At 68.2% G+C, this 24,875-nt stretch carries 25 protein-coding genes; 16 read left to right on the top strand and 9 right to left on the bottom strand.

The annotated features are described in order from the left end of the window. Positions 1-14: 14 nt before the first annotated feature. From ACK4I0_RS06240 to hslU, 4 genes are all read left to right on the top strand, one after another. Positions 15-1,085 (top strand): hypothetical protein, encoded by a 1,071-nt coding sequence (locus tag ACK4I0_RS06240; protein ID WP_409609076.1) that lies wholly within the window; start codon positions 15-17, stop codon positions 1,083-1,085. A gap of 26 nt (positions 1,086-1,111) precedes the next feature. Next, complete coding sequence (locus ACK4I0_RS06235; RefSeq protein WP_409609074.1) at positions 1,112-1,936, top strand: glycosyltransferase family 2 protein; 825 nt, start codon at positions 1,112-1,114, stop codon at positions 1,934-1,936. Between the two features lie 71 nt (positions 1,937-2,007). Then, positions 2,008-2,577: an ATP-dependent protease subunit HslV gene (gene hslV, locus ACK4I0_RS06230; protein WP_409609072.1), complete on the top strand. Its 570-nt coding sequence runs from the start codon at positions 2,008-2,010 to the stop codon at positions 2,575-2,577. A gap of 74 nt (positions 2,578-2,651) precedes the next feature. Next, positions 2,652-3,950 (top strand): ATP-dependent protease ATPase subunit HslU, encoded by a 1,299-nt coding sequence (gene hslU / locus ACK4I0_RS06225; protein ID WP_409609070.1) that lies wholly within the window; start codon positions 2,652-2,654, stop codon positions 3,948-3,950. A 22-nt stretch (positions 3,951-3,972) separates the two neighbouring features. Here the strand turns inward: hslU and metK are convergent, their stop codons facing one another. From metK to ACK4I0_RS06205, 4 genes are read right to left on the bottom strand one after another with little or no spacing between them, the layout of a single operon-like run. Beyond that, on the bottom strand, positions 3,973-5,160 hold the full coding sequence (gene metK, locus ACK4I0_RS06220) for a methionine adenosyltransferase (protein WP_409609068.1): 1,188 nt from the start codon (positions 5,158-5,160) through the stop codon (positions 3,973-3,975). Positions 5,161-5,207: 47 nt separating this feature from the next. Next, the gene (locus tag ACK4I0_RS06215; RefSeq protein WP_409609066.1) at positions 5,208-5,729 is read right to left on the bottom strand and encodes a biotin transporter BioY; all 522 of its coding nucleotides are present in this window, start codon (positions 5,727-5,729) and stop codon (positions 5,208-5,210) included. 13 nt (positions 5,730-5,742) lie between these two features. Beyond that, positions 5,743-6,672: a Gfo/Idh/MocA family protein gene (locus ACK4I0_RS06210; protein WP_409609064.1), complete on the bottom strand. Its 930-nt coding sequence runs from the start codon at positions 6,670-6,672 to the stop codon at positions 5,743-5,745. After that, positions 6,669-7,838 (bottom strand): DegT/DnrJ/EryC1/StrS family aminotransferase, encoded by a 1,170-nt coding sequence (locus ACK4I0_RS06205; protein ID WP_409609062.1) that lies wholly within the window; start codon positions 7,836-7,838, stop codon positions 6,669-6,671. Before ACK4I0_RS06205 ends, ACK4I0_RS06210 begins: the two co-directional genes overlap by 4 nt. A gap of 168 nt (positions 7,839-8,006) precedes the next feature. Between ACK4I0_RS06205 and ACK4I0_RS06200 the strand changes: the two genes are divergently transcribed. The 5 genes from ACK4I0_RS06200 to ACK4I0_RS06180 are packed head-to-tail and all read left to right on the top strand — an operon-like array spanning position 8,007 to position 13,111. Beyond that, positions 8,007-9,116 carry an AGE family epimerase/isomerase gene (locus ACK4I0_RS06200; protein ID WP_409609060.1) on the top strand — a complete coding sequence of 370 codons (1,110 nt, stop codon included), beginning with the start codon at positions 8,007-8,009 and terminating at the stop codon, positions 9,114-9,116. Further along, a complete protein-coding gene (locus ACK4I0_RS06195; protein WP_409609058.1) occupies positions 9,113-9,634 on the top strand; it encodes a D-glycero-alpha-D-manno-heptose-1,7-bisphosphate 7-phosphatase in 522 nt (173 codons plus the stop codon). Before ACK4I0_RS06200 ends, ACK4I0_RS06195 begins: the two co-directional genes overlap by 4 nt. 54 nt (positions 9,635-9,688) lie before the next feature. Then, complete coding sequence (locus ACK4I0_RS06190) at positions 9,689-10,561, top strand: alpha/beta fold hydrolase (protein WP_409609056.1); 873 nt, start codon at positions 9,689-9,691, stop codon at positions 10,559-10,561. Positions 10,562-10,613: 52 nt separating this feature from the next. Continuing rightward, positions 10,614-11,288, top strand: coding sequence for a ribulose-phosphate 3-epimerase (gene rpe / locus ACK4I0_RS06185; RefSeq protein ID WP_409609054.1), 675 nt, complete (start codon positions 10,614-10,616; stop codon positions 11,286-11,288). Continuing rightward, entirely contained in the window at positions 11,285-13,111 is a 1,827-nt protein-coding gene (locus tag ACK4I0_RS06180) for a heparinase II/III family protein (RefSeq protein WP_409609052.1), read from the top strand. The genes rpe and ACK4I0_RS06180 overlap by 4 nt, the downstream gene beginning before the upstream one ends. A gap of 6 nt (positions 13,112-13,117) precedes the next feature. Here the strand turns inward: ACK4I0_RS06180 and dnaQ are convergent, their stop codons facing one another. From dnaQ to ACK4I0_RS06155, 5 genes are read right to left on the bottom strand one after another with little or no spacing between them, the layout of a single operon-like run. After that, positions 13,118-13,846, bottom strand: coding sequence for a DNA polymerase III subunit epsilon (dnaQ, locus tag ACK4I0_RS06175; protein WP_409609050.1), 729 nt, complete (start codon positions 13,844-13,846; stop codon positions 13,118-13,120). A 6-nt stretch (positions 13,847-13,852) separates the two neighbouring features. Next, complete coding sequence (coaE, locus tag ACK4I0_RS06170) at positions 13,853-14,494, bottom strand: dephospho-CoA kinase (RefSeq protein ID WP_409609048.1); 642 nt, start codon at positions 14,492-14,494, stop codon at positions 13,853-13,855. After that, positions 14,491-15,282, bottom strand: coding sequence for a shikimate dehydrogenase family protein (locus ACK4I0_RS06165; protein WP_409609046.1), 792 nt, complete (start codon positions 15,280-15,282; stop codon positions 14,491-14,493). Before ACK4I0_RS06165 ends, coaE begins: the two co-directional genes overlap by 4 nt. Beyond that, complete coding sequence (locus ACK4I0_RS06160; RefSeq protein ID WP_409609044.1) at positions 15,279-15,884, bottom strand: Maf family protein; 606 nt, start codon at positions 15,882-15,884, stop codon at positions 15,279-15,281. Before ACK4I0_RS06160 ends, ACK4I0_RS06165 begins: the two co-directional genes overlap by 4 nt. Then, a complete protein-coding gene (locus ACK4I0_RS06155; RefSeq protein WP_409609042.1) occupies positions 15,881-16,750 on the bottom strand; it encodes a pyruvate, water dikinase regulatory protein in 870 nt (289 codons plus the stop codon). The genes ACK4I0_RS06160 and ACK4I0_RS06155 overlap by 4 nt, the downstream gene beginning before the upstream one ends. 482 nt (positions 16,751-17,232) lie before the next feature. Here ACK4I0_RS06155 and hemE point away from each other — a divergent pair, with 482 nt between their 5' ends. From hemE to mnmG, 7 genes are all read left to right on the top strand, one after another. Next, positions 17,233-18,267: a uroporphyrinogen decarboxylase gene (gene hemE, locus ACK4I0_RS06150; protein WP_409609040.1), complete on the top strand. Its 1,035-nt coding sequence runs from the start codon at positions 17,233-17,235 to the stop codon at positions 18,265-18,267. Beyond that, positions 18,264-19,316, top strand: a complete 1,053-nt coding sequence (hemH, locus tag ACK4I0_RS06145) for a ferrochelatase (protein ID WP_409609038.1) — start codon at positions 18,264-18,266, stop codon at positions 19,314-19,316. The genes hemE and hemH overlap by 4 nt, the downstream gene beginning before the upstream one ends. Then, entirely contained in the window at positions 19,313-19,777 is a 465-nt protein-coding gene (locus tag ACK4I0_RS06140) for a CopD family protein (protein WP_409609036.1), read from the top strand. Before hemH ends, ACK4I0_RS06140 begins: the two co-directional genes overlap by 4 nt. A 204-nt stretch (positions 19,778-19,981) precedes the next feature. After that, entirely contained in the window at positions 19,982-21,397 is a 1,416-nt protein-coding gene (rho, locus tag ACK4I0_RS06135; protein WP_409609034.1) for a transcription termination factor Rho, read from the top strand. Positions 21,398-21,476: 79 nt separating this feature from the next. Beyond that, positions 21,477-21,701, top strand: coding sequence for a DUF6489 family protein (locus ACK4I0_RS06130; protein WP_135062401.1), 225 nt, complete (start codon positions 21,477-21,479; stop codon positions 21,699-21,701). Positions 21,702-21,741: 40 nt separating this feature from the next. Continuing rightward, positions 21,742-23,046, top strand: a complete 1,305-nt coding sequence (mnmE, locus tag ACK4I0_RS06125; protein WP_409609032.1) for a tRNA uridine-5-carboxymethylaminomethyl(34) synthesis GTPase MnmE — start codon at positions 21,742-21,744, stop codon at positions 23,044-23,046. Between the two features lie 69 nt (positions 23,047-23,115). After that, a partial coding sequence (mnmG, locus tag ACK4I0_RS06120; protein ID WP_409609030.1) for a tRNA uridine-5-carboxymethylaminomethyl(34) synthesis enzyme MnmG occupies positions 23,116-24,875 on the top strand: 1,760 nt, incomplete at its 3' end.

Here is a 24,875-nt window from a genome sequence, read left to right as displayed (position 1 = left end):
CGGCGAGACAGAAGTTGAGCCTGCGGCGGCTGTGGAAACGGCAGGCGGCAGGATCGACCGTTCGCGACGAGCCGACCGATCTGAGCGAGGATTGTTCGTCGGAGGCGACGCGCGACGGCCTTCTGGCGTCTTATTTCGACGCCGACTTCTACCTGTCAAAGTACCGCGATGTGGCGCGAGCGGGTGTCGATCCCATGAAGCATTGGCTCAATCATGGGTGTCGCGAGGGGCGATGGCCGGCGCCGTGGTTTGATCCCGCCGCATATCGAGCCCAGTTCGGCCTTACAAATCAGGACGATCCCCTCACGCATCTTCTGGCTCTCGACGCCGCTCGAGCCGATGCGATGCGGACAGCGTGGACGAGGACGGAGACGCCCGACCCTCAGCCGACGACCGAAACGCCGATCTTGCCGCTGTATGGGCTTGCCAGACAGCCGGGAAGCACTGAGGCCATAGTCTTCACGGCCATCTCAGGCGAGCGGCACGCCCTGACAAACAACACCACCCAGTGGCCGGATATGCGACTCTACAACGACGCTGGGCTGGATGTGAAGGGATGGCGCCTCATTCCAAGTCTGTACTGGGACGCAAATCCCAAGCTTGCAGTCCTGTTTCACAAATACTGCCTGGCCTCTCTGATGCCTGAGGGCAGCAAGATCATCTGGATCGATTCCCGTGTTTCGGTTCAGCGACATGCGCTCGAGGAAATATCCGCTACCCTGGATCACTCCGACATCTGCGCCTTCGCCCATTATGAGCGCGACTGCGTCTACGATGAGCTCGATGCAATAATACGCGGAAACAGAGCGTCAGCAGATGAGGTCGCGGAATTCCGAAACCACCTGACGGAACAGGAATTTGAAAGATCTGGCGGGTTGATGGAGACCGGAGCGATCGGCTTCCGGGCCACCCCCGAAACGGCGCGCGTGCTCAGGAGGGCCTTTGGCCTCGCCCGACGATTCATCGCCAGGGACCAGGTCACTCTTCCTCTGGCCCTGAAGCACAGCGCCTTGAAGGTGTCACTGTTCAACGGCGGCCAAACACACCTGCGGAACACTCCAGGCGTCGTCGTGAACTCGTGGTGAGACAGCCTTCCTCCGCCAAAGCATCTGTGGACTGGATCGTCGCGATCCCGATCTACAATGCGATCGAGCTGACGCGCCGCGCCGTCGAATGCCTGCTCAGCAGCGGTGTTCCCGTGGATCGCATCCGTCTGCTAGACGACGGTTCGACGGACGAATGCTGGAGCGAATTGAGAGATTGGGCGACCCAGCGAGGCTGCGCCTATGAGCGGCATGAGGAGAACCAAGGCTACACCGCCAACATCGCCCGCGCCTTTGACGGCGCGTCGAAATACGTTCTGCTGTTGAACTCCGACTGCCTCATCCGGCGCGCCGACATCGAGGCCATGGTCGAGGCGGCGGAAGCTTTCCCCATGCTCGCGGCGATCGGTCCCCTATCGAACCAGGCCGGCAGCCAGAGCGTCGTGCTGTCGTCGGAACGCTCCTGGATACACCTCACTCAGGCCGAGATTTTCTCGGCGATCGACTATCTTGCGCCGAAACTGGAGTGGAAGTTCGGTCGGCGGCCGATTGTCGTGCCGTCAATCAATGGCTTTTGCGCCCTCTGGCGTACAGAGGCGATCCGAGAGGTCGGGGGCTTCGATGCGATCAACTTCCCGCGCGGCTATGGCGAGGAAGACGATCTCTGCTTCCGGCTGATGCAGGCCGGCTGGTTCTGCGCCATCGCCCCCTGGATAATGGCGGTTCACTTCAAAACCCAGAGCTTTTCAGCCGCCCAGCGCGACGAACTGAAGGCACAGGCGCGGATGACACTGCAGCGCTTGCATGGATCGCGTTTTTTTCAGTCCGTCATCAACCACGTGCCCAATCACCCTCTCCTTCAGCGAATGGCCATCGAGCCAGCGGACCTATGATCCGCACGCCCTGATCGGTCGCAATGTCGCGCACGCTTGCCACGGCTCGAGCGCCACTCCATCTGGCCTGAATGACCCACGACGCATTTTCGACCTCAGCCCCCTCTCCCGGCTGGCACGGCACCACTATCTTGGCGGTGCGCAAGAACGGCCAGACCATCATCGCCGGCGACGGCCAGGTCTCGATGGGCCCGACCATCGTCAAGGGCGCGGCGCGCAAGGTGCGTGTGCTGTCGGGGGGCAAGGTGCTGGCCGGCTTCGCCGGGGCCACGGCCGACGCCTTCACCCTGATCGAGCGGCTGGAAGCCAAGCTGGAGCAGTATCCGGGCCAGCTGGCGCGGGCCTGCGTTGATCTGGCCAAGGACTGGCGCACCGACCGCTATCTGCGCCGGCTGGAGGCCATGCTGCTGGTGGCCGACAAGGACTCGATCTTCACCGTCACCGGCGTCGGCGATGTGCTGGAGCCTGAGCATGGCGTGGCCGCCGTCGGTTCGGGCGGCAACTACGCCTTGGCCGCCGCCCGCGCCCTCATCGACGAGAACACCGAGCTGGACGCCGAGGCCATCGCCCGCAAGGCCATGAAGATCGCGGCCGAAATCTGCGTCTACACCAACGGCAACCTGACGGTGGAGCGGCTTTAGGGCGCTACCGCGAGGCTCGCGGAGCCTCGCTGCTTGAGCGCGTGGCGCTCGCGAACTCTGAACGGATACCCTGCATGACCGACCTGTCTCCCCGTGAAATAGTCTCCGAACTGGACCGCTTTATCGTCGGCCAGGACGACGCCAAGCGCGCCGTGGCCGTGGCGCTGCGCAACAGATGGCGGCGCAAGCGCGTGCCGGAGGACCTGCGCGACGAGGTCACGCCCAAGAACATCTTGATGATCGGGCCCACGGGCGTGGGCAAGACCGAGATCGCGCGGCGCCTGGCGCGCCTGGCCGGCTCGCCCTTCCTGAAGGTTGAGGCCACCAAGTTCACCGAGGTCGGTTATGTCGGCCGCGACGTGGATCAGATCATGCGCGACCTGGTCGAGAGCGCCCTGGTCATGGTGCGCGACAAGCGCCGCACCGGCGTGCGCGCCCGCGCCGAGGCGGCGGCCGAGGACCGCATTCTGGACACGCTTGTCGGACCGGGCAGCCAGCCGGCCACGCGCGACGCCTTCCGCAAGAAGCTGCGCGCCGGCGAACTGGACGACAAGGAGATCGAGATCGCCCTGGCCGATACGGCCTCGCCCATGCAGGGGCTGGACATTCCGGGCGGCAATGTCGGCCTGATCAACCTGTCCGAGATGCTGGGCAAGATGGGCGGGCAGAAGACCAAGACGGTCAAGATCCCCGTCCGCGACGCGGTCGCGCCCCTAGTCGCCGAAGAGAGCGACAAGCTGCTGGATCAGGACAGCCTGACCAAGGAGGCCCTTCTGCTGGCCGAGAACGAGGGCATCGTCTTCCTGGACGAGATCGACAAGGTCGCCGCGCACCAGGGCGCGCAGGGCGGCGATGTCAGCCGCGAGGGCGTCCAGCGCGATCTGCTGCCGCTGATCGAGGGCACGACGGTGTCGACCAAATACGGGCCGGTGAAGACCGACCACGTCCTGTTCATCGCCTCGGGCGCCTTCCACGTGGCCAAGCCGTCGGACCTGCTGCCCGAACTGCAGGGGCGCCTGCCCATCCGGGTCGAACTGAAAGCCCTGACGCGCGACGACTTCCGCCGCATTCTGACCGAGCCCGAGGCCAATCTGATCCGCCAGAACCAGGCCCTGCTGGCGACCGAGGACGTGACGCTGGAATTCACGCCCGACGGCGTGGACGCCCTGGCCGACGCGGCCGTTGCGGCCAATGGCGCGGTCGAGAACATCGGCGCACGCCGGCTTCAGACGGTGATCGAGCGCGTGCTTGAAGAGACCAGCTTCAAGGCGTCTGACCTGTCAGGTCAGACCCTGGTCTTCGACGGCGACAAGGTGCGCGAGAAGATCGGCGACCTGGCCAAGGACGCCGATCTCAGCCGCTACATCCTGTAGGATGTGAACTGAAGGCGAGGGCTCAGGCCAGCGCCTTAAGCTTGTCGACCAGGTCCGTCTTCTCCCACGAGAAACCGCCGTCCGCGTCAGGCTCGCGGCCGAAGTGGCCGTAGGCGGCGGTGCGGGCGTAGATCGGCTTGTTCAGCCCCAGGTGCTCTCGGATCGCGCGCGGGGTGGCGCCGCCGATCAGGCCCAGCAGTTCGCGCTCCAGCACGGCCTCATCGATCCGGCCCGTGCGGTGCAGGTCGACGTGGATCGACTGGGGCTCGGCCACGCCGATGGCGTAGCTGATCTGGATGGTGCAGCGGTCCGCCAGACCTGCCGCGACCACGTTCTTGGCCAGGTAGCGGCAGGCATAGGCCGCCGAACGGTCCACCTTGGTCGGATCCTTGCCCGAGAAAGCGCCGCCGCCGTGGGGCGCCGCGCCGCCGTAGGTGTCGACGATGATCTTGCGCCCGGTCAGGCCGGTGTCGCCGTCCGGTCCGCCGATCTCGAAAATGCCGGTGGGATTGATGTGCCAGACCGTCTTCTCGTCGGTGAAGCCCTCGGGCAGGACCTCCAGGATCAGCGGCTTGACGAAGGCGGCGACGGCGTCGGCCTTGCCCTTGGCGTGCTGGGTCGACAGCACGATCGAGGTGGCGCGCACCGGCTTGCCATCGACGTATTCGATCGTGACCTGGCTCTTGGCGTCGGGCTCAAGCAGGGTGCCGCCAGCGTGTCGCACCTCGGCCAGCTTCTTCAGGATGTTGTGGCTGTAGGCCAAAGTCGCCGGCATCAGCTCGGGCGTCTCGTTCGAGGCGTAGCCGAACATGATGCCCTGGTCCCCCGCGCCCTCGTCCTTGTTGTCGGCGGCGTCGACGCCGACGGCGATATCGACCGACTGGCCGTGCAGATAGTTCGAGAACTCGAAGGTGTCCCAGTGGAACTGGTCCTGCTCATAGCCGATGTCGCGCACGGCGGCGCGGACGGCCTGTTCGATCTCGGCCTCGATGCCATCGGCCCAGGCGCCGTTCTCCCAGATGCCCTTGCCCCGGATTTCGCCGGCCAGGACCACGCGGTTGGTGGTGGTCAGGCACTCGCAGGCCACGCGGGCCTCGGGGTCGCGGGCCAGGAACAGATCCACCACCGTGTCGGAGATGCGGTCTGCGACCTTGTCGGGGTGACCTTCCGAGACGCTCTCGGAGGTGAAGAGGAAGGACGTACGGGCCAAGGCAGGCTCCTGCTGTCGACGTGGCCCGCAGACATATAAAGATATGCTTATGTCTTCAAGAGACCGCGCGGGATCGTGAAAAGCGCGATGAGCGCCAGGGCCGCTGACTTGGCGATCGCGCCGATCAGAAAGGGCTGAACGCCGCCGCTCCACGCCGCCTGCGCACCGATCGTCTGGGCCAGCCAGGCCCATCCCAGGCCCAGGATCAGGGCGTGGCCGGCCAGGCCGGCGATGAAGGCGAGGCGCTTCGGCTTTCTTCGGGCGATCAGGGCCGCCGCGAAGGCGGCGATGGGGAAGCTGATCAGATAGCCGGCCGTCGGTCCCGTCAGGGCGGTCCAGCCGCTCGACCCGCCCGCGAACACAGGCGCGCCGAGAGCGCCCGCCGTCAGATAGAGCAGGCTGGCGGCCAAACCGATGCGCCAGCCGCCAAGCACGCCCGCCGCCAGGACGGCGAGGCTCTGTAGCGACATCGGCACGGGATGCATAGCCACGTCCAGCCGCGCGCCGACCGCGATCAAAGCGGCCCCGATCAGCGTCCAGACGATGAAGGCCGACGCCGATCGCCTCATTGGTTCAAGCGGATCAGGCTTCGCCCAGACAACGCAGGGCGACTTCGAGGTTGCGCAGCCCATCCTCGCCCGTCACGGCCGGGGTCTCGCCGGTGCGGATGGCGTAGGCGAAGGCCTCGAGCTCCTTCTTGAGAGGCTCGTTGGGCCAGCTCATCAGGCCGCGGGTCGAATAGCTGCCGTCGGGCTGCTGGCCGAAATATTCTGTGACCTGGCGCGTCATCAGGTCGGCGACGACGAACTTGCCCTTGGTCGCCACCTGCAGGGTGCGGGTCTTGTAGGGGGTGACCCAGTTGGTGGTGATATGGGCGATCACCCCGTTGTCGAGCCGAAACTGCAGCAGGGCCGTGTCCTCGCGCTCGGCCTTGGTGCGGGCCAGCTGCGGCTGGACGTCGACGATCTCGGCGCCCGTCAGATGGCGGATGATGTCGATGTCGTGCACCGCCAGATCGATGACCACCCCGACCTCGCCCATGCGCGGCGGGAAGGGGCCGACGCGGGTGATCTGGATGGAGATGACGTCTTCGTCGGCGATGGCGCGCTTGACCGCCTCGACCGCCGGGTTGAAGCGCTCGACCTGGCCGACCATCAGCACGCGGTTGTTGGCCTTGGCCGCGTCGATCATGCGCTGGGCGTCGGCGACGGTGGCGGCGATCGGCTTCTCGACCAGGACGTGGACGCCCTTTTCCAGCAGGGCGACGCTGAGATCCGCGTGGGTGCGGTTGGGCGTGGCGACGACGGCGGCGTCCAATCCGGCATCGACGAAGGCTTCGACGCTGGCGACGCCGGTCGCCTCATAGGCGGCCGCGACGCCCTCGGCCGTCACGGCGTCGGCGTCCAGAATGTGGGTCAGGCGGAAGTCGCGGGTCTCGGCCAGGACGCGGGCGTGGTTGCGCCCCATGACGCCGGCGCCGGCGACGCCCACCTTGATCGGGATCTGGGTCATGCGGCTTGTCCCTTGAAGCTGGCGACGGCGTCGATGATGCGGGCCTGCGTCGCCTCGTCCAGATCGGCGTGCATGGGCAGGCTGACGACCACGTCCTTCAGACGCTCGGTCACCGGCAAACCACCTGCGCCGCGCGGATAGTGCTCATAGGCCGGCTGAAGGTGCAGCGGGATCGGATAGTAGACGGCGGTGGGCACGCCCTGATCCTTCAGGTGCGCGGCCAGGGCGTCGCGGTCGGGATGTTCGATCGTGTACTGGGCCCAGTTCGAGACGTTTCCAGCCGGCACATCGGGCACCTTGGTCACGTGCGGGCGCAGGGCCTCGTTGTATCGGGCGGCGATGCGATTGCGCCATTCGATCTCGTCGCCGAACACCTTGAGCTTCTCGATCAGGACGGCGGCCTGGATGGTGTCCAGCCGACTGTTCAGGCCGATGCGCATGTTCAGGTACTTGGGATCGTGGTCGAAGGTGCGGTCCTTCAGGTCCACCGCCACGGCCTTGCCGTGAACACGCACGGAATCGATCAGCTGGGCCAGTTCGTCGTCATTGGTCAGCACCGCCCCGCCGTCGCCGTAGCAGCCCAGCGGCTTGGCCGGAAAGAAGCTGGTGGTGGTGATGTCGGCCCACTTCAGCGGGTGTTCGCCGCCCAGGGTGCAGCCGAAGCCCTGGGCCGAATCCGCGATCAGCTTCAGCCCGTGCTTGTCGCAGATCGCCTTGATGGCCGGATAGTCGGCCGGCTGGCCGAACAGGTCGACGGCGATGACCACGCGCGGCGTCAGTCGCCCCTCGGCCTTGATGCCGTCGATGGCGCGCTCCAGGGCGGCCGGATCCATGTTGTAGGTGTTCTCGTCGACGTCCACGAAGATCGGTTCGGCGTCGAACCAGGGCACGATCTCGGCGGTGGCGGCGAAGGTGAAGGACGGCACAAAGACCGCGTCGCCGCGGCCGATGCCCCACGCCATAATCGGCAGGGCCAGGGCGTCGGTGCCATTGGCGCAGCCCAGGGCGTGCTTGGCCTGGCCGAAGGCGGCCAGGTCGGCCTCGAACTGGCGCACCTGAGGCCCCATGACCCAGGCGCCGCCGACCACGGCCTCCTGGACGGCGGCCTCGATCTTGCCGCCGAGGCGAAGGCGCTGGGCCTGAAGGTCGATGAAGGGGAGGGTCATGACGGGATTTCTCCGGCGGCGGCTGGGGCGCGTCTGTCGCGCGGGCGCGGAATGGGGCTAGCTAGCAAGGCGGGCGACAAAGGCCAAATCCCCGCGCGTCACATCGCGTTGCGTCTCGCAACAAGGCGTCCGCTTGGCAAAGTCGGGAAGCCCGCCTAATCGGGAGCGGTGACGACGCTGACCGACGCCCGCGAAAAGGCCCGCGCCTGGTTGTTCGACCAGGCCTTGCCGCTTTGGGCGGACCGGGGTGTCGACGCCAACGGCCGGTTTTACGAGGCGCTGCACTTCGATGCGCGGCCGATCATCGGCGTCGCCCGCCGCACCCGGGTGCAGGCTCGACAGGTCTATGTCTTCTGCGAGGCGGCGTCCCTGGGCTGGGCCGGCGCCGAGGCCGTCGCGCGTCGCGGGCTGGACGGACTGATCGCCACATGCCGGCGCGATGACGGCCTGTGGCGGCTGACCACCGACGACGCGGGCCAGCCGCTGAACGAGCGCGCCGACCTTTACGACCAAGCCTTCGTCCTGTTCGCGTTCGCGGCCGCTCACCGCGTGCTGAAAGACGGCCGGACGCTGGAGCTTACGCGACAGACGCTGGCGGCCATCAACGCCCAGATGCGCGAGCCCTCCGGCGGCTGGAGCGAGGGCCTGCCGCCCATCCTGCCGCGCCGCCAGAATCCGCACATGCATCTGCTGGAGGCGATCCTCGCCTGGATGGAGACGGCGCCCGAGGCCGGCTTCCGCGATTGCGCCGCCACCGTGCTGGACCTGTTCCACGATCGCTTCTTTGACGTCGCGACCGGAACTCTGGGCGAATATTTCGACGCAGGGCTTTCGCCGGCCCAAGGCCTGCCTGGCCGGGTCGTCGAGCCGGGACACCATTTCGAATGGATCTGGCTGCTGGACCGCGCACGCCGCGCTGGCCTGGCCGTGCGTGAGGCCGACCAGCCGCTGCTGGAGACCGCCCTGTCCCGCGGCCTGGACGAGCAGGGCTTCGTAGTGCGCGAGATCGACCGCCGGGCCGGCTTCATAGATGGCGGCCGGCGTCTCTGGGCCCAGACGGAAGGCCTGCGCGCCCTGGCGCTTGTGGGGGCGGAGGCGCGCTTCGGCCAGCTTTTCGACGGAGTTTTCGCCACCCATCTCGCGACTGAAGTGCCCGGCCTGTGGACCGACAGCTACGACGCCGCTGGGCAGAGCCCCGACCGAAGTGTGCCCGCCTCGACCCTTTATCACCTGATGACCGCCTTCTCGGCCCTGATCCGCGAGCCAGCTCGCGCATGAGCCGCCCCGCCGCCTTCCTGGATCGCGACGGCGTGCTGATCGAGGACGTCGGCTATCCGCATCGCCCGGACCAGCTGCGCCTGACTCCGGGTGCGGGCGCAGCGGTCGCCCGGCTGAAGGCGGCAGGCTTCGTCACCGTCATCGTGACCAATCAGTCCGGCGTGGCGCGCGGCTATTTCAGCCTGGAGCAGATGCAGGCCTTCAACGCCCTTCTGCTGGAGCGGCTGGCCCAGGACGGGGGCGTGATCGACGCCGTCTACGCCTGCCCCTATCACGCCGACGCGGCCGATCCGCAGTGGCGGCACCCCGACCATCCCGACCGCAAGCCGGCCCCCGGCATGATCCTGCGCGCCGTAGCGGATCACGACCTCGATCCCGCGCGTTCGCTGATGATCGGCGACCAGCCCAGCGACCTGGAGGCCGCGCGCCGCGCCCATGTCGCGGGCCATCTGTTTCAGGGCGGCGATCTGGACGCCTTTGTCGCCCGCATCCTTGCCCAGCCCTCGGGCAGCACATAGGTCGCCCCCTTCAGACGCGGCCGACGACCGCCGCCCCGACCCGGAGACCTCGCCATGTCCGCCTTCGTCGATCGCCGCTGGACGTCCCACGACGGCCTCAGCCTGCACGCTCGCGACTACGCCCCAGCCGCCGGTCCCGCCCGCCTGCCGGTCGTCGCCATCCACGGCCTGACGCGCAACGCCGCCGACTTCGACGTCATCGCGCCCCTGATCGCCCAGAGCGGTCGTCGCGTCCTGGCGGTGGACGTGCGCGGGCGCGGCGGCTCGGACCGGGCGCCGGATCCCATGACCTACACGCCCGATGTCTACGCCCGCGACATCCAGTCTCTTCTGGCGCAGACCGGCATCGAGCGGGCGGTGTTCCTGGGCACCTCCATGGGCGGACTGATCACCATGGCCCTGGCGGCGCAGCGCTCGAAGGTCATCGCCGCAGCCATTCTGAACGACGTCGGGCCCGAGGTGGCCAAGGAAGGCCTGGCCCGCATCGCCGCCTATGCCGGCAAGCCGGTGGTGGTCCAGTCCTGGGACGACGCCGCCGCCTACGTCAAGACCATCAACGCCGCCGCCCTGCCGCATTACACCGATGCAGACTGGGACACCTTCGCTCGCCGAACCTTCAAGGAAGGCACCGAGGGCGCACCGGTGCCGGACTACGACCCGGACATATCAGTTCCGATCAAGGCAGCGGGGGCCAAGGCGCTGGTCCCGAACCTGTGGCCCATGTTCCGCCGCCTGACGCGTGGCCGGCCCGTCCTGCTGATCCGGGGCCAAAACTCGGACCTGCTGAGCGAAGAGATCGCCGCCAAGATGCGCAAGGCCGCGCGCAAAATGATCTTCGCCGAGATCCCCGGCGTCGGCCACGCCCCCATGCTGGACGAGGCCGCTTCGCGCTCGGCCATCTTCCAGTTTCTGGCCGAGGTTCCCTGACGGGTCTGCGCGGCGCCTTGCCGCCGCCGTTTACGGGTCCTAAGCGGGGTGAATGAGCGCGCCCCTGATCTGCCCGTCCATTCTCGCCAGTGATTTCGCCCGACTGGGCGAGGAGGTCCGCGCCATCGAGGCGGCGGGCGCCGACTGGGTCCATGTCGACGTGATGGACGGGCATTTCGTGCCCAACCTTACCATCGGCCCCGACGTGGTGAAGGCCCTGAGGCCGCACAGCAGCCTGCCGTTTGACGTCCATCTGATGACCGCGCCGGTCGACAATTGGCTGGAGGCCTATCGGGAGGCGGGCGCCGACATCCTGAGCATCCACCCCGAAAGCGGACCGCACACGCACCGCACCCTGGGCCGCATCCGCCAGCTGGGCGCCAAGGCCGGGCTGGTGCTGAACCCCGCCACGCCGGTCGCGATCCTGGAAGAGGTGGTCGAGGCCGTGGACGTGGTGCTGATCATGTCGGTCAATCCCGGCTATGGCGGCCAGAAGTTCATCGACGCCTCGACGCGCAAGATCGAGCGGGTCCGCGCCATCCTGGACCGCGTCGGCTCGCCCGCGCATCTGCAGGTCGACGGCGGCGTGACGGTGGACACCATCGGCGCTTGCGTCTCGGCCGGGGCTGACGCGCTGGTCGCCGGCACGGCCGTGTTCAAGGGCGGTCCGGGCGCCTACGCCCCCAACATCGCCGCCCTGAAAGCCGCCGGGAGCCGCGCCGCGTGAGCCCGCTGGGTCCGTTCGCCGACCGCCCCGAGCCGACATCGTCAGGCGGAGCGTCGGAACCGACCGGCGTCATCCCCGGTCTGCGCGGTGCGCCCATGCGTACGCCCGTCAAGCCCGGGCGCTCCCAGGCCAGCGCAGCCCTTTTGCCCGCCGTGCTGGGGCGACTGATCACCCGGCAGATGTGGATCGAGCTTTACGGCCTGCCCGGCTATGGGCTGACGCTCGGGTTCGGGCGCGCGGTCGGCTTCGCCGCCTCTCCACGCGATTTCCGGCCGGTGGATCCCGCTCCGGGCAAGGCGGTGATGTCGGGCCGCTTCGCCCTGGCCGGCGCCACGATGGACGCGCCGGCGCCGGCCGACCCTTGGAATCGCCCCAGCCCCAGCCGCGCCTTTGCGGTGCAACTGCACGCCTTCGCCTGGCTGCCTGGCCTCATGAGCCAGGGCGACCGCGGCGCGCGCGAGGCGACACGGCTGACGTTGGCTTGGAACGATCATTTCGCGCGCTGGTCGCCCTTCGCCTGGGAGGCGCGCATTCTGGCGCGCCGGGTCATGAACCTAGCCTGCGCGGCGCGCCGGATGGGGCAGGCCGCCAGCGAGCCCGAGCGCCAGCGACTGGCCGATATTCTGGGGCGCCAGGCGCGGCAGTTGCTCCGCCCGCCGGGCGCCTTGGCAGGCCGAGCCGAGCGGTTCACGGCGGCGGCGGTCGCCGGCTGCGTCCTGTCGGGCGGACCGGGCGCGTCGATCCGCATGCGGGCCCTGGCCAAGCTGGACAAGGCATTGGAGCAGACGGTCCAGCCCGACGGGGGTCATTCGGCGCGCAGTCCTGAAGCCGGGCTGGAGTTGCTGTTGGATTTGCTGACGCTGGACGACGCGCTGGCGCAGCTGTCTCTGCCGACGCCGCAGCCGGTCGGCCGCGCGATCGAACGGCTGACCCGCGCGTTGCGGCTTCAGACCCTGCCTGACGGCCGGCTGGCGGGCTTTCACGGCGGCGGGCCTTCGACCGCCGAGCGAGTCGCCGCGGCCCGCGCCCATGACGAGACAGACCGTGAGGACGCCTCCGGCCAAGTCGGCGGCCTGATCCGCATCGCCAGCCCCCTCATAACCGTCGTGGCGGACGCCGGCGCGCCGCCCAGAGGCGGCTGGAGCGAGGCCGCTTGCGCACAGCCCCTCGCGCTCGTCGTCACCTGCGGGCGCGATCGGCTCATGACCGGCTGCGACTGGACGCCGGCCGCGGCGGATCGTCAGGCCCTGCGCCTGTCGCCTGCCCATTCCACCCTGACACTTGGCGAACAGCCGCTGGGCGAGCCGCTAGGCGGATGGATGGGCGAGATTCTGGGGCAGCGGCTGGTCGGCGAACCCTTCAGTGTCAGCCATGACGCTCAGGCGGCCGAAGGCGCGGTCTGGCTCGAGATGGAGCACGACGGCTGGAAGCGGCCGTTCGGCCTGGTTCACCAGCGGAGACTGTATCTGGATCAGCGGCTGGACGAGCTTCGCGCCGAGGAGCGGCTGCATCCGCCGGCCGAGGGTCAGGTCGGCGAACGCCCTATCGCCGCGCCCTATGCGTTGCGGTTCCAGCTTGAGCCAGGCGTCCAGGCGTCCCTGTCACGTGACCGCCGCGCCATCCTTCTGCGCGGACCCTCCGGGCGAGGCTGGTGGTTCCGCACCGACGGGCCGGACGTGGCGATCGAGCCGGCGGTTCATGTCGACGAGGGTCTGACCCGTCGATCGCTTCAGATCGTGGTGCGCGGTTCGGCTCGTACAGACGCCGAGACCAAGGTGCGCTGGAAGCTCAGCCCCGCCGGCGCCGCCGACGATCCGCACTGATCGGACTCAGGCGGCGGCCTCGGCCGGGGCGACCTCCAAGCCATAGGCGGCCCACAGGCTTGCGTCCTTGACCACGTCGCGCACGAAGGCGGCGTGGGCCAGATGCTCCTGGGGCGTGCCCAGCGGCGACAGTGGGCGCGGGCGAGGCCCATAGGCGCGCGGCCCGGTCTGGCCGACATCGGAGCCGGTCGACCGCGCGGCGCTGAGATCCAGCACCCGTTCCTTGCCGCCCTTGAGCTCCAGATAGACCTCGGCCAGCAGGCGGGCGTCGATCAGGGCGCCGTGCAGGGTGCGTTCGACCAGCGAGATCTTGAACCGCTTGCACAGGGCGTCCAGCGAGTTGGCCATGCCCGGAAAGCGCTTCTGCGCCAGCTGCAGCGTGTCGATCCAGCGCGCCTCGCCGGTGATCGGATGATTGCAGCGGCCGCACTCGAAATCGATGAAGTTGCGGTCGAAGGCGGCGTTGTGGGCGATGATCTGGGCGTCGCCGATGAACTCCATCAGGTCGCCCACGATCTGGTGGAATTTCGGCGCGTCGCGCACCTTGTCGTCGGTGATGCCGTGCACGCGGATGGCGTCAGGCGGGATCAGACGCTCGGGATTGACGAAGCGGTGGAAGGTGCGGCCCGTCGGCAGCAGGTCCTCGATCTCGATGCAGCCGACCTCGATCAGCCGGTCGCCCGTGCGCGGGTCGAAGCCGGTGGTTTCCGTATCCAGAACGATCTCGCGAGCCATAGCCTCTTAATGGGGCCGTTCGGCCTCTGACGGAAGAGTTCGGCGTGGCGGTTTCCACTGCGGCGACAGCACCTCTGCCACGATTTCGGCGACGCGGGCCTCGGCGGCCTGAAGTCCCCGGCTGGTGTCGACGACATAGTCGGCGCGGCGGCGCTTTTCGGCGTCGGGCGTCTGTCGCGCCAGGATGGCGTCGAAGCGCTCGCGCGTCATGCCGGGTCGCGCCAGGACGCGCTGGGCCTGGACGTCGGCGGGGGCGGTGACGACCACCACGGCGTGAACGGCCTGGTCGGCGCCGGTCTCGAACAGCAGGGGGATGTCCAAGACCGCCAGCCGCGCCCCTCCATCAGACGCCGCCTTCAACTCATCGGCGCGGCCCTGGGCGACCAGGGGATGGACGATGGCTTCCAGCCTTGCGAAGGCCTCGGCGTTCTGCCCCAGGGCGGCGGCCAGGCGATCGCGATCCACACCGCCATCGACGATTGTACCGGGAAAGGCCTGGGCGATGGGCCCCACGGCCGCGCCTCCGGGCGCGTAGAGACGGTGCACGGCCTCGTCGGCGTTCCACACCAGGGCGCCGTGACGGCGGAACATGGCCGTGGTGGTGGACTTGCCCATGCCGATGGATCCGGTGAGACCGAGCACGATCATGACGCCAGCGCCTCCAGCGCCAGGGCGCGCACATCCACGTCGGGTGGCGAGACGCCGAAGAGGGCCTCGAATGACGGCCGGGCCTGGCCGATCAGCATCGCCAGACCGTCGACGCCCGTCAGGCCCCGCGCGCGCGCCTGAGCCAGAAAGGGCGTCTCCAGCGGGCGATAGGTCATGTCCATGACCACGGCGTCGGCCGGCAGGGCGTCCAGGTCCAGGGCGGGCGGCACGCTCAGCGCATTGACGACCAGCCGGGCCGTCGTGAGCGCTTCGGGGGTGACGACCCTCGCGCCCAGGTCCTGGGCCAGGCGTTCGGCGCGTTCGGCCGTGCGGTTCAGCACACCGACCTCGGCCCCAGCGGCGACCAGGGCCTGGACCGCCGCCCGCGCCGCGCCGCCGGCGCCCAGCACGACCACCGACGCGCCCGACAGCGAGAGGTGAGGCGCCTGCTCCGCCAGTGCGATCAGGAGACCGTGGCCGTCCGTGCTGTCGGCCACGATCCGGCCGCCCTCGAACACCAGCAGATTGGCCGAGCCGCAGGCGCGGGCTGTCGGTGAGACGATGTCGGCCTCTGACAACGCCTGTTCCTTCCACGGGGCCGTGACGTTCAGGCCGCGCAGCCGGCCGGCGCGTCCCCCGTCCAGCAAGCGGTTGAAATCGGCCTCGGTCCCGCAGGGGTGCGCCGCATAGGCGCCGTCCAGGCCCGCCGCCGAGAGCCAGGCCGTGTGGATCAGCGGGCTCAGCGAATGGGCGATCGGCCAGCCGGCGACCCCGGCGCGCACCGTCATGCCGCGATCACCCCGGCGCGCCGCAGCTCGGCCAGCACGGGCCACAGCGGCAGACCCAGGACGGTGAAATAGTCGCCGTCGATCCGATCGAACAGCTGCGACCCCAGGCCCTCAAGCCGATAGCTGCCGACGCAAGACAGCAGGGCCTCACCCTCGGCCGCCAGATAGCCATCCAGAAAGGCGTCGGAGAAGTCGCGGACCTCCATCGTCGCCGTATCGACGCCGGACCAGACGATCTGACCGTTACGCGCCAGGGCGGCGCCGGAATGCAGGGCGTGCGGCCGGCCGCGCATGACCGACAAGCGAACGCGGGCAGCGTCCAGATCCGGCGCCTTGGAAATCAGGCCGCCGTCGAACACCAGGGTCTGGTCCGCGCCCAGCACCCAGGCCTCGGCGTCGTGGCGCGACACCGCCAGGGCCTTGGCCTGGGCCAGTTCAACGGCCAGGGCGGCGGCGTCCACGCCGGGTCGCTTCAAGGCGTCCTCATCGACATCGGCGACCTGGACGGAAAACAGCACGCCCGCATCGCGCAGCATGGCCTGACGGGCGGCGCTCTTGGAGGCGAGGATCAGGCGCTCGCCGTTTCCTACCAATCCGCTCACCAGCTGGCTCCCAGACGACGGGTGCGGCGCTCGCTCAGCAGATTGACGATGGCGGCGGCGGTCTCCTCGACCGAGCGGCGGGTCACGTCGATGGTGGGCCAGCCGCGCCGCTCGAAGGCGCGCCGCGCCTTGACGGTCTCGTCGCGCACCGCGTCATGGTCGACGTAGGCCGAGGCGTGGGCGGCGTTCAGCCCATCCAGACGGTTGCGCCGGATCTGAACCAGCCTATCCGGCGAGACCGTCAGCCCGACCACCAGCGGATTGCGCAGGGCCGTCAGACGCTCGCCATCCTCCTGGCCCGGCACCAAAGGCACGTTGGCGGCGCGAATGCCCCGATGGGCCAGATAGATGCAGGTCGGCGTCTTGGATGTGCGCGACACTCCGCACAGCACAACGTCGGCCCCCTCCAGCTGGTCCAGCGTGCCCTGTCCGTCGTCGTGGGCCATGGCGTAGTCCAAGGCGGCGATACGGTTGAAATAGTCGTGGTCCAGCGCGTGCTGAGCGCCGACCCGCGTCGACAGGGCCGCGCCCAGATAGCGCGACAGGGCGCCCACCAGCGGATCCAGCGCGCCGATCTGAGGCATGTCCAGCCGTCGGCAGCCTTCCTCCAGCTGTTCGCGCAGCTCGCGGTCGACGATGGTGTGCAGCACCACGCCCGGCGCGGACGCAATCTCCTCCAGCACCCGCTCCATCTGCTTCTCGGAGCGGACCAACGCATAGATGTGCTCGATGGGGATGACGCCGTCGAAGCGGGCAGTGACCGCCTTGGCCATGGCGTTCAGCGTTTCGCCGGTCGAGTCCGACACCAGGTGCACGTGGAAATAGGTGGCCAGCCGTCCACCGGGGCCGCTGCGCGACGGACTCATAAGGTTCGCTCTTCTGTGGACATGACGGTTGAGCCTCTGACGCGCCGCAGGGCGCCGTTTCCTCTTAGCCGGACGAAGGCCCGCCCGCGACCCGCCGATCCTGGGGACGGGGTCGGAAAACGCGAGAGCTTGGACCGTGTCCATCCACGGGCGGACAATCCCTCATCGAAAGGTCGGGCAAATCCTAATGAAACCCTAACGGCGCCCAGGGTCCACAGGCGGTCGATGTCGGCTTGGCCCCGACACACCGGGCTGGCCTGCTCGATCACCCTCATGATGCCCACAGGGCGGCGCCCAGGCCGCGGACCTGGGAAAACCCTGGGATAAGCCCGGCATGACCGGCGGATCTCACCCGAGTCATCCCCGCCATCCCCGGCCCCACACCTCTGCTTCCAATCCTTTCAATTCTTGAAAGGGAGAAAGAGGAAGCCTGCGACGGCGACGCCCTTGAGACTGGGCTCACCGGGTCGTAGATGGCGTTCATGACAACGCCCGCGCTGATCCGTGTCCTTCGGGGCGAGACGCTAGACCGGCCGCCGGTGTGGTTCATGCGCCAGGCGGGGCGGTACCTGCCCGAGTACCGGGCGCTGAGGGCCACGACCTCGGGCTTCATCGACTTCTGCATGACGCCGGACAAGGCCGCCGAGGCGACCCTTCAGCCTATGCGGCGCTTCGGTTTCGATGCGGCCATCGTGTTCGCCGACATCCTGCTGATCCCGGGCGCGCTGGGCCAGGAGGTCTGGTTCGAGGCGGGTGAAGGGCCTCGGCTGGGCGCCATGCCCCCGGTCGAGAGCATGCGCGACAAGGCCCAGGGCGCCGGAGCGGCGCTGAAGTCCGTGGGCCAGACCCTGTCGATCGTGCGCGACAAGCTGGAGCCGGAACGAGCCCTGATCGGCTTCGCCGGCGCGCCCTGGACGGTGGCCACCTACATGCTGGACGGCGAGGCCCGCACCATCGGCAAGGGCGAGCGCGCCACGGCCCGCACCTACGCCTACGCCCAGCCCGAGATGGTGGACGCCCTGCTGGCCGTGCTGGTCGAGGCCACGGCCCATTATCTGAAGATGCAGGCGGACAGCGGCGCCCAGGTGCTGAAGGTGTTCGAGAGCTGGGCCGAGGGCCTGCCGGACGACCTGTTCGAACGCCTGGTGCTGCGGCCGCACCAGGCCCTGGTCCGCCGGGTGCGCGAGCTGGGGGTGACCGTTCCGCTGATCGGCTTCCCGCGCGGTTCCGCGGCGTTGGCCGAGCGTTATGCTCGCGAAACAGCTTTCGAGGCCGTGGCGTTGGACACGGCCTGCCCGCTTGAGGTCGGCAAGAGGGTGCAGGCGATCAAACCCATCCAGGGCGCGCTGGATCCCCTGCTGCTGCGAGCAGGCGGCCCGGCGCTGGATCGGCGCATCGATCAGCTGATGGAGGCCTGGGGCCACGGGCCGTGGATCTTCAACCTGGGCCACGGCATCTTGCCGGACGTGCCCATCGCCCACGTCGAGCGGGCCCTGCGTCGGATCGGCGCCCAATGAGCGGGGGCCGTATCGCCGTCGTCCTGTTCAACCTCGGTGGTCCGGATGACCAGGCGTCGGTAAAGCCTTTTCTTTTCAACCTGTTCAATGACCCGGCCATCATTGGCCTACCCGGCATCGCCCGCACGGCGGTGGCCCGGCTGATCTCAAGCCGGCGCGAGAAGAGCGCCCAGGCCAACTACGCCCTGATGGGCGGCGGATCGCCCCTGCTGCCCGAGACGCGCACCCAAGCCGAGGCGCTGAAGGCTGCGCTGGGCCAGCGGATGGCGGGCGCAGAGATCGGCGTCTTCATCGCCATGCGCTATTGGAACCCGCTGACGGAACGAACGGCTGCCGAGGTGGCGGCCTTTGCGCCCGACGAGATCGTCCTGCTGCCGCTCTATCCGCAGTTCTCGACCACCACCACGGCGTCGTCGCTGAAGAAGTGGAACGAAGTCTACGCCGGACCGGGCCGCAGCCGCACCGTCTGCTGCTATCCGGCCGCGGACGGCTGGATCGAGGCGCAGGCGCAGGCGGTCATCGGCAAGATGGACGAGGCGGGCGACGCGCCCATGCGCGTGCTGTTCTCGGCCCACGGCATTCCCGAGAAGCTGGTCAGCGGCAAGGGCGATCCCTATCAGGAACAGGTCGAGACGACCGTGGCCGCCGTGGTCGCGCGCATCGAGGCGCTGCGCGGACCGATCGATCACGCCCTTTGCTATCAGAGCCGGGTCGGCCCGCTGAAGTGGCTGGGCCCATCCACGCCCGAGGCGATCGAACACGCCGCCCGAGACAAGGTGGGCGTCGTGGTCACGCCGGTCGCCTTCGTCTCGGAGCACATCGAGACCCTGGTCGAGTTGGACATCGAATACGCCGAATTGGCGCACGAGCAGGGCGTCAGCCCCTATCTGCGGGCGCCGGCCGTGGGCGCCGGGCCGCTGTTCATCGACACCCTGGCGGACGCCGTCACCGAGGCCCTGGGCCGCGAGGGGACACGACCTTTCGGTCCTGGCTGTCGGGGTCGCTGGAAGGCCTGTCCGTGTCAGGCTGAACGCAAGGATGCGGCATGAGCGTCTATGACCTGGCTCGCGGGCTGCATATTCTGGCGGTGATCGCCTGGATGGCTGGCCTGCTGTTCCTGCCTCGCCTGTATGCCTATGACGCCGAGCAGCGCGACAAGCCCGAGCCGCTGCGCAGCGAGATGCAAGCGCTTCTGCGCGCATGGCAGACACGGCTGCTGCGCATCATCCTGAACCCGGCGATGATCCTGGCCTGGGCGTTCGGCCTGTGGCTGATCCACATCGACACCGTTGCGCGCGGCTGGACCTTCCTGTTGGAGCCCTGGATGCTGGCCAAGCTTCTGGGCGTGCTGCTGCTCAGCGGCTGGCACGGTTTCCTGTCGGCCGAGCGCAAGCGGATCGCGGCGGGGACCTCGGTGCGCACCGGCCGCTTCTGGCGCATGACCAACGAAATTCCCTTCGTGCTGGCCATCATCATGGTGCTGTCGGTCACTCTGGAATGGACCTTCTGACAAGCGGCTGCGCTTGACCTGAAGGGGCGTTTCGTGGTTCCGCTGACGACGCCGTTCCAGCTTGGGGCGGACCCCGCCTTTTCGTGACGCCTGTCCCTTGAGCGGACCGGAGACCGTCGCGCCTCCCTCTCGGCCGCGAGGCCGCACAATCCGACTTCCAGTCCATCGCCGGCGCCGCTGCGCCGCGCGAGCGTGAGCCTGCACATGACCGACGTCCGCGACACCGACAACACCGCCCCCGAAGCCGAGACTCTGGACGAGCAGGTCCAGACCGAAGCGGCGGGCGAAGATCAGGGCAACGCCGTGATCGACCAGGAAGTCGACGACGAGGAAGAGGGCGATCCTGTCGTCCCCTCCGGCCGCATTACCCTGCAGGAGCTGAACGAGAAGACGCCGGCCGATCTGGTCGCCTTCGCCGAACAGTTGGAGGTCGAGAACGCCTCCAACCTGCGCAAGCAGGACCTCATGTTCGCTATCCTCAAGGCCCTGGCCGAGGAAGAGGTCGAGATCATCGCTGACGGCGTGCTGGAGATCCTGCCGGACGGCTTCGGCTTCCTGCGCAGCCCCGACGCCAACTATCTGCCGGGCCCGGACGACATCTATGTCTCGCCGTCGCAGATCCGCCGTTTCGGCCTCCGCTCGGGCGACACGGTGCACGGCGCCGTGCGTGCCCCGCGTGAGGGTGAGCGCTACTTCGCCCTGCTGAAGTGCGACACGATCAACTATGAAGACCCCGAGGCCGTCCGCACCAAGGTCCTGTTCGACAACCTGACGCCGCTTTATCCCGAAGAGCGGCTGAACATGGAAATCCAGGATCCGACGCTGAAAGATCGCTCTGGCCGGGTCATCGACATCGTCGCTCCGCTGGGCAAGGGCCAGCGCTGCTTGATTGTGGCGCCGCCGCGCGTCGGCAAGACGGTGATGCTGCAGAACATCGCCAAGTCGATCGAGGCCAACCACCCCGAGGTGTCGCTGATCGTCCTGCTGATCGACGAACGGCCCGAGGAAGTCACCGACATGCAGCGGACGGTGAAGGGCGAAGTCGTCGCCTCGACCTTCGACGAGCCCGCCACCCGCCACGTCGCCGTCGCCGAAATGGTGATCGAAAAGGCCAAGCGTCTGGTCGAGCACAAGAAGGACGTAGTGATCCTCCTAGACTCCATCACCCGTTTGGGCCGCGCCTACAACGCCACTGTGCCGTCGTCGGGCAAGGTGCTGACCGGCGGCGTCGACGCCAACGCCCTGCAGCGGCCCAAGCGCTTCTTCGGCGCGGCGCGCAATGTCGAGCAGGGCGGCTCGCTGACCATCATCGCCACGGCCCTGATCGACACGGGCAGCCGCATGGACGAGGTGATCTTCGAAGAGTTCAAGGGCACCGGCAACTCCGAGATTGTCCTGGACCGCAAGGTCGCCGACAAGCGCATCTTCCCGGCCATCGACGTGCTTAAGTCCGGCACGCGCAAGGAAGACCTGATCACGCCGAAGGATCAGCTGGCCAAGACCTATGTCCTGCGTCGCATCCTGAACCCAATGGGTCCGCAGGACGCGATCGAGTTCCTGCTCGACAAGCTGCGTCAGTCGAAGAACAACTCGGACTTCTTCCAGTCGATGAACACATAAGCCTCCCTCAAGCAGCCACGCGCCGCGCGCGAGGCGATAGGGACCAAAAGATGTTTCACGTGAAACAGGAGCGCGCCGCATGAAGATGAATGTCGAAGTGGACTGCACGCCGGCCGAGGCGCGCGCCTTTCTCGGACTGCCCGATGTCACGCCGCTGAACGAGGCGATGGTGGCCGAGATGCAAAAACGCATGCAGGCCAATGTCGCGGCCATGCAGCCCGAAGAGCTGATGAAGACCTGGACCAGCTTCGGGCTGCAGGCCCAGGATCAGTTCCGCCGTCTGATGGAAGCGGCGGTCAAATAGTGAGCCGTCGCCTTCCCACGATGTGGGGAGGAGATAATCGATGACCGACACCATCTTTGCGCTCGCTACGCCGCCCGGTCGCGGCGCCATCGCGGTCATCCGCGTGTCGGGGCCGGGCGTAGAAAACGCGCTCTCGGCCTTGGGCGCCGCCGGACTGAAGCCGCGTCAAGCGTCCGTGCGCGACCTGGGGCGCGACGGCCGCCCGATTGATCAGGCGCTGGTGCTCAAGTTTTTGGCGCCTCGCAGCTTCACCGGCGAGGACGTGGCCGAGCTCCATCTGCATGGCGGACGCGCGGTCGTCGAAGCGGCCACCCAGGCCCTCATCGCTCTGGGCGTACGGCCTGCGGAGCCCGGTGAGTTCACCCGTCGCGCGTTCCAGAACGGCCGAATGGACCTCGCTCAGGCCGAGGCTGTCGCGGACCTGATCGATGCCGAAACGGCGGCCCAGCGCGAGCAGGCCCTGGGTCAGTTGGACGGCGCCCTGTCCGCCGCCTACGCCGGATTTCGTCGTGACCTGCTCAAGGCCCTGTCTCTGGTCGAGGCCGAGATCGACTTTCCCGACGAAGAGGTGCCTGACCATCTGGCCTCGACCGCCGGGCCGGTTCTGGACGCCTTGGCCAACGACCTTCGCCGTGCCTTGGGCGATGCGGATCGCGGGCGGCGCGTGCGCGAGGGCTACCGGGTCGTGCTGATCGGCGAAACGAACGCCGGCAAGTCCTCGCTGTTTAACGCCCTAGTCGAGCGCGAAGCCGCCATCGTCACGCCCATCGCTGGGACCACGCGCGATGTGCTCGACGCCGAACTGGTGATCGGCGGCTATGCGGTGACGCTGTCCGACACCGCAGGTCTGCGCGACAGCGACGACCTGGTGGAGGCGGAAGGGGTGCGGCGCGCCCGTGCGCGGGCCGAGGCCGCCGACCTGCGGCTATGGGTCCGGGCACCCGGCGACCCGGCCGGCGCGGCCGCCGCTTTCGCCCGGCCGGATGATCTGGTGGTGCGCACCAAGGCCGACTTGGCGTCTCGCTCGGCCGATGGACCGGACGAGGTGTCCGTCTCGACCACTACGGGGCAGGGACTGGTCGAGCTTCACGATTGGATCGCACGCCGGCTGGCGCGGGACCTGTCCGGCGCCGACTTCCCGGCAGTGACGCGAGAGCGCCATCGGCGTCGTATGGTCGAGGCGCTTGAGGCGGTCGATGCCGGCCGTCGCGCTCTCGACAATGCGCCCGAGATGGCCGGCGATGATCTCCGCCGAGCCGCGCTCGCCCTCTCTCGAGTGACGGGCGAGATCGGGGTTGAGGACATCCTGGGCGAGGTCTTCTCAACCTTCTGCATCGGCAAGTAGGCTGTTTCACGTGAAACGACCCCATGGCCTCGGTGGCGGCATCGGTCCATTTCGATTATGTGAGCGGCCATGAATGCTTTCGACGTCATCGTCATCGGCGGCGGCCACGCCGGCTGTGAGGCTGCGGCCGCTTCGGCGCGTCTTGGTGCCCGCACCTTGCTGCTGACCCAGAAGCTCGAGACCATCGGCGAGATGAGCTGCAACCCGGCTATCGGTGGCCTGGGCAAGGGCCATCTGGTGCGCGAGATCGATGCGCTGGATGGACTGATGGGTCGGCTGGCGGACGTGTCCGGCATCCAGTTTCGCATGCTCAACCGATCCAAGGGCGCAGCGGTGCGCGGGCCGCGCAGCCAGATCGACCGTCGACTGTATCGCGAAGCCATGCAGGCCGAACTGGCTGTCATGCCCAATCTGACGCTGAAGGGCGCGACGGCCGAGAGGCTGATGCTGGACGGCGACCGCGTCGTCGGGGTGGTGACCGGCGAGGGTAAGGAAGTGCGTGCTGGCGCCGTCGTTCTGACGACCGGGACCTTCCTGAACGGCGTCATCCATCGGGGGGAGGAGCGGATCGCCGCGGGCCGTTTCGGTGAGGCGCCCTCGACTGGCCTGGCCGCCGATCTGTACGGGGCGGGCCTGAGCATGGGGCGGCTCAAAACCGGCACGCCCGCGCGCCTGGACGGCCGAACCATCGCCTGGGACCGTCTGGAGATGCAGCAGGCCGACGCCGAGCCTGTGCCTTTCAGCTTCCTGACCGACCGTATCAACGTGCCTCAGATCGCGTGTGGCGTGACGCACACGACGGAGGAAACGCACCGGATCATCGCCGAAAACCTGGGTGAGAGCGCCGTGTACGGCGGCCGCCTGTCAGGCCGCGGCCCGCGCTATTGTCCCTCCATCGAGGACAAGGTCGTCCGGTTCGCCGACAAGACCTCCCACCAGATCTTTCTGGAGCCCGAGGGCTTGGACGATCCGACCGTCTATCCCAACGGCATCTCGACCTCAGTGTCCGATGAGACCCAGCTGAAGTTCCTGCGCACCATTCCGGGACTGGAGGCGGTGGAGGTGTTCCGCTTCGGCTATGCGATCGAATACGACTATGTCGATCCGCGCGAACTGACACCGGCGCTTGAGGTCAAGGCGCGGCCGGGCCTTTATCTGGCGGGCCAGATCAACGGCACGACCGGCTATGAAGAGGCGGGCGCGCAGGGCCTGATGGCGGGGCTGAACGCCGCGCGCGCCGCCGGCGGCCAAGCGCCGGTCATTCTCGGCCGCGAACAGGCCTATATCGGTGTCATGATTGACGATCTGGTGACCCGCGGGGTCACCGAGCCTTATCGGATGTTCACCAGCCGGGCCGAGTACCGGCTCAGCCTCAGGGCCGACAACGCCGATCTGCGTCTGACAGGACTGGGCGTCGAGATCGGGGTCGTTGGGCCCAAGCGCGCCGGCGCCTTCGAGGTCAAGCGCGCGGCCGTGACCGAGGCCCAGGCCTTTGCGCGCGATATCCGCCTGACGCCGAACGAGGCCCAAGCGCTGGGCGTGGCGGTCAACGCCGATGGGCAGCGTCGGTCTCTACGCGACCTGCTGGCCTATCCCGGCGTCGACCTGACGCGGTTTGAGGGGCGCTGGCCCGAGATCGCCGAATGGTCCGCGACGGTGCGAGAGCAGGTCGAGATCGACGCGGGCTACGCCGGCTATCTGGATCGCCAGGCGGCCGACGCAGAGGCCCTGCGCCGTGATGAAGGGCTGACGCTGCCGGCCGGTCTGGACTATGCGGCGATCGGCGGTCTGTCCAACGAGGTTCGCGAAAAGCTCGAGCGGGTCAGGCC

It is taken from the genome of Brevundimonas sp. (genome assembly GCF_046295775.1).
In the GTDB taxonomy this organism is placed as follows: Bacteria; Pseudomonadota; Alphaproteobacteria; order Caulobacterales; family Caulobacteraceae; genus Brevundimonas.
This window is presented reverse-complemented; position numbering and strand designations above follow the sequence as displayed.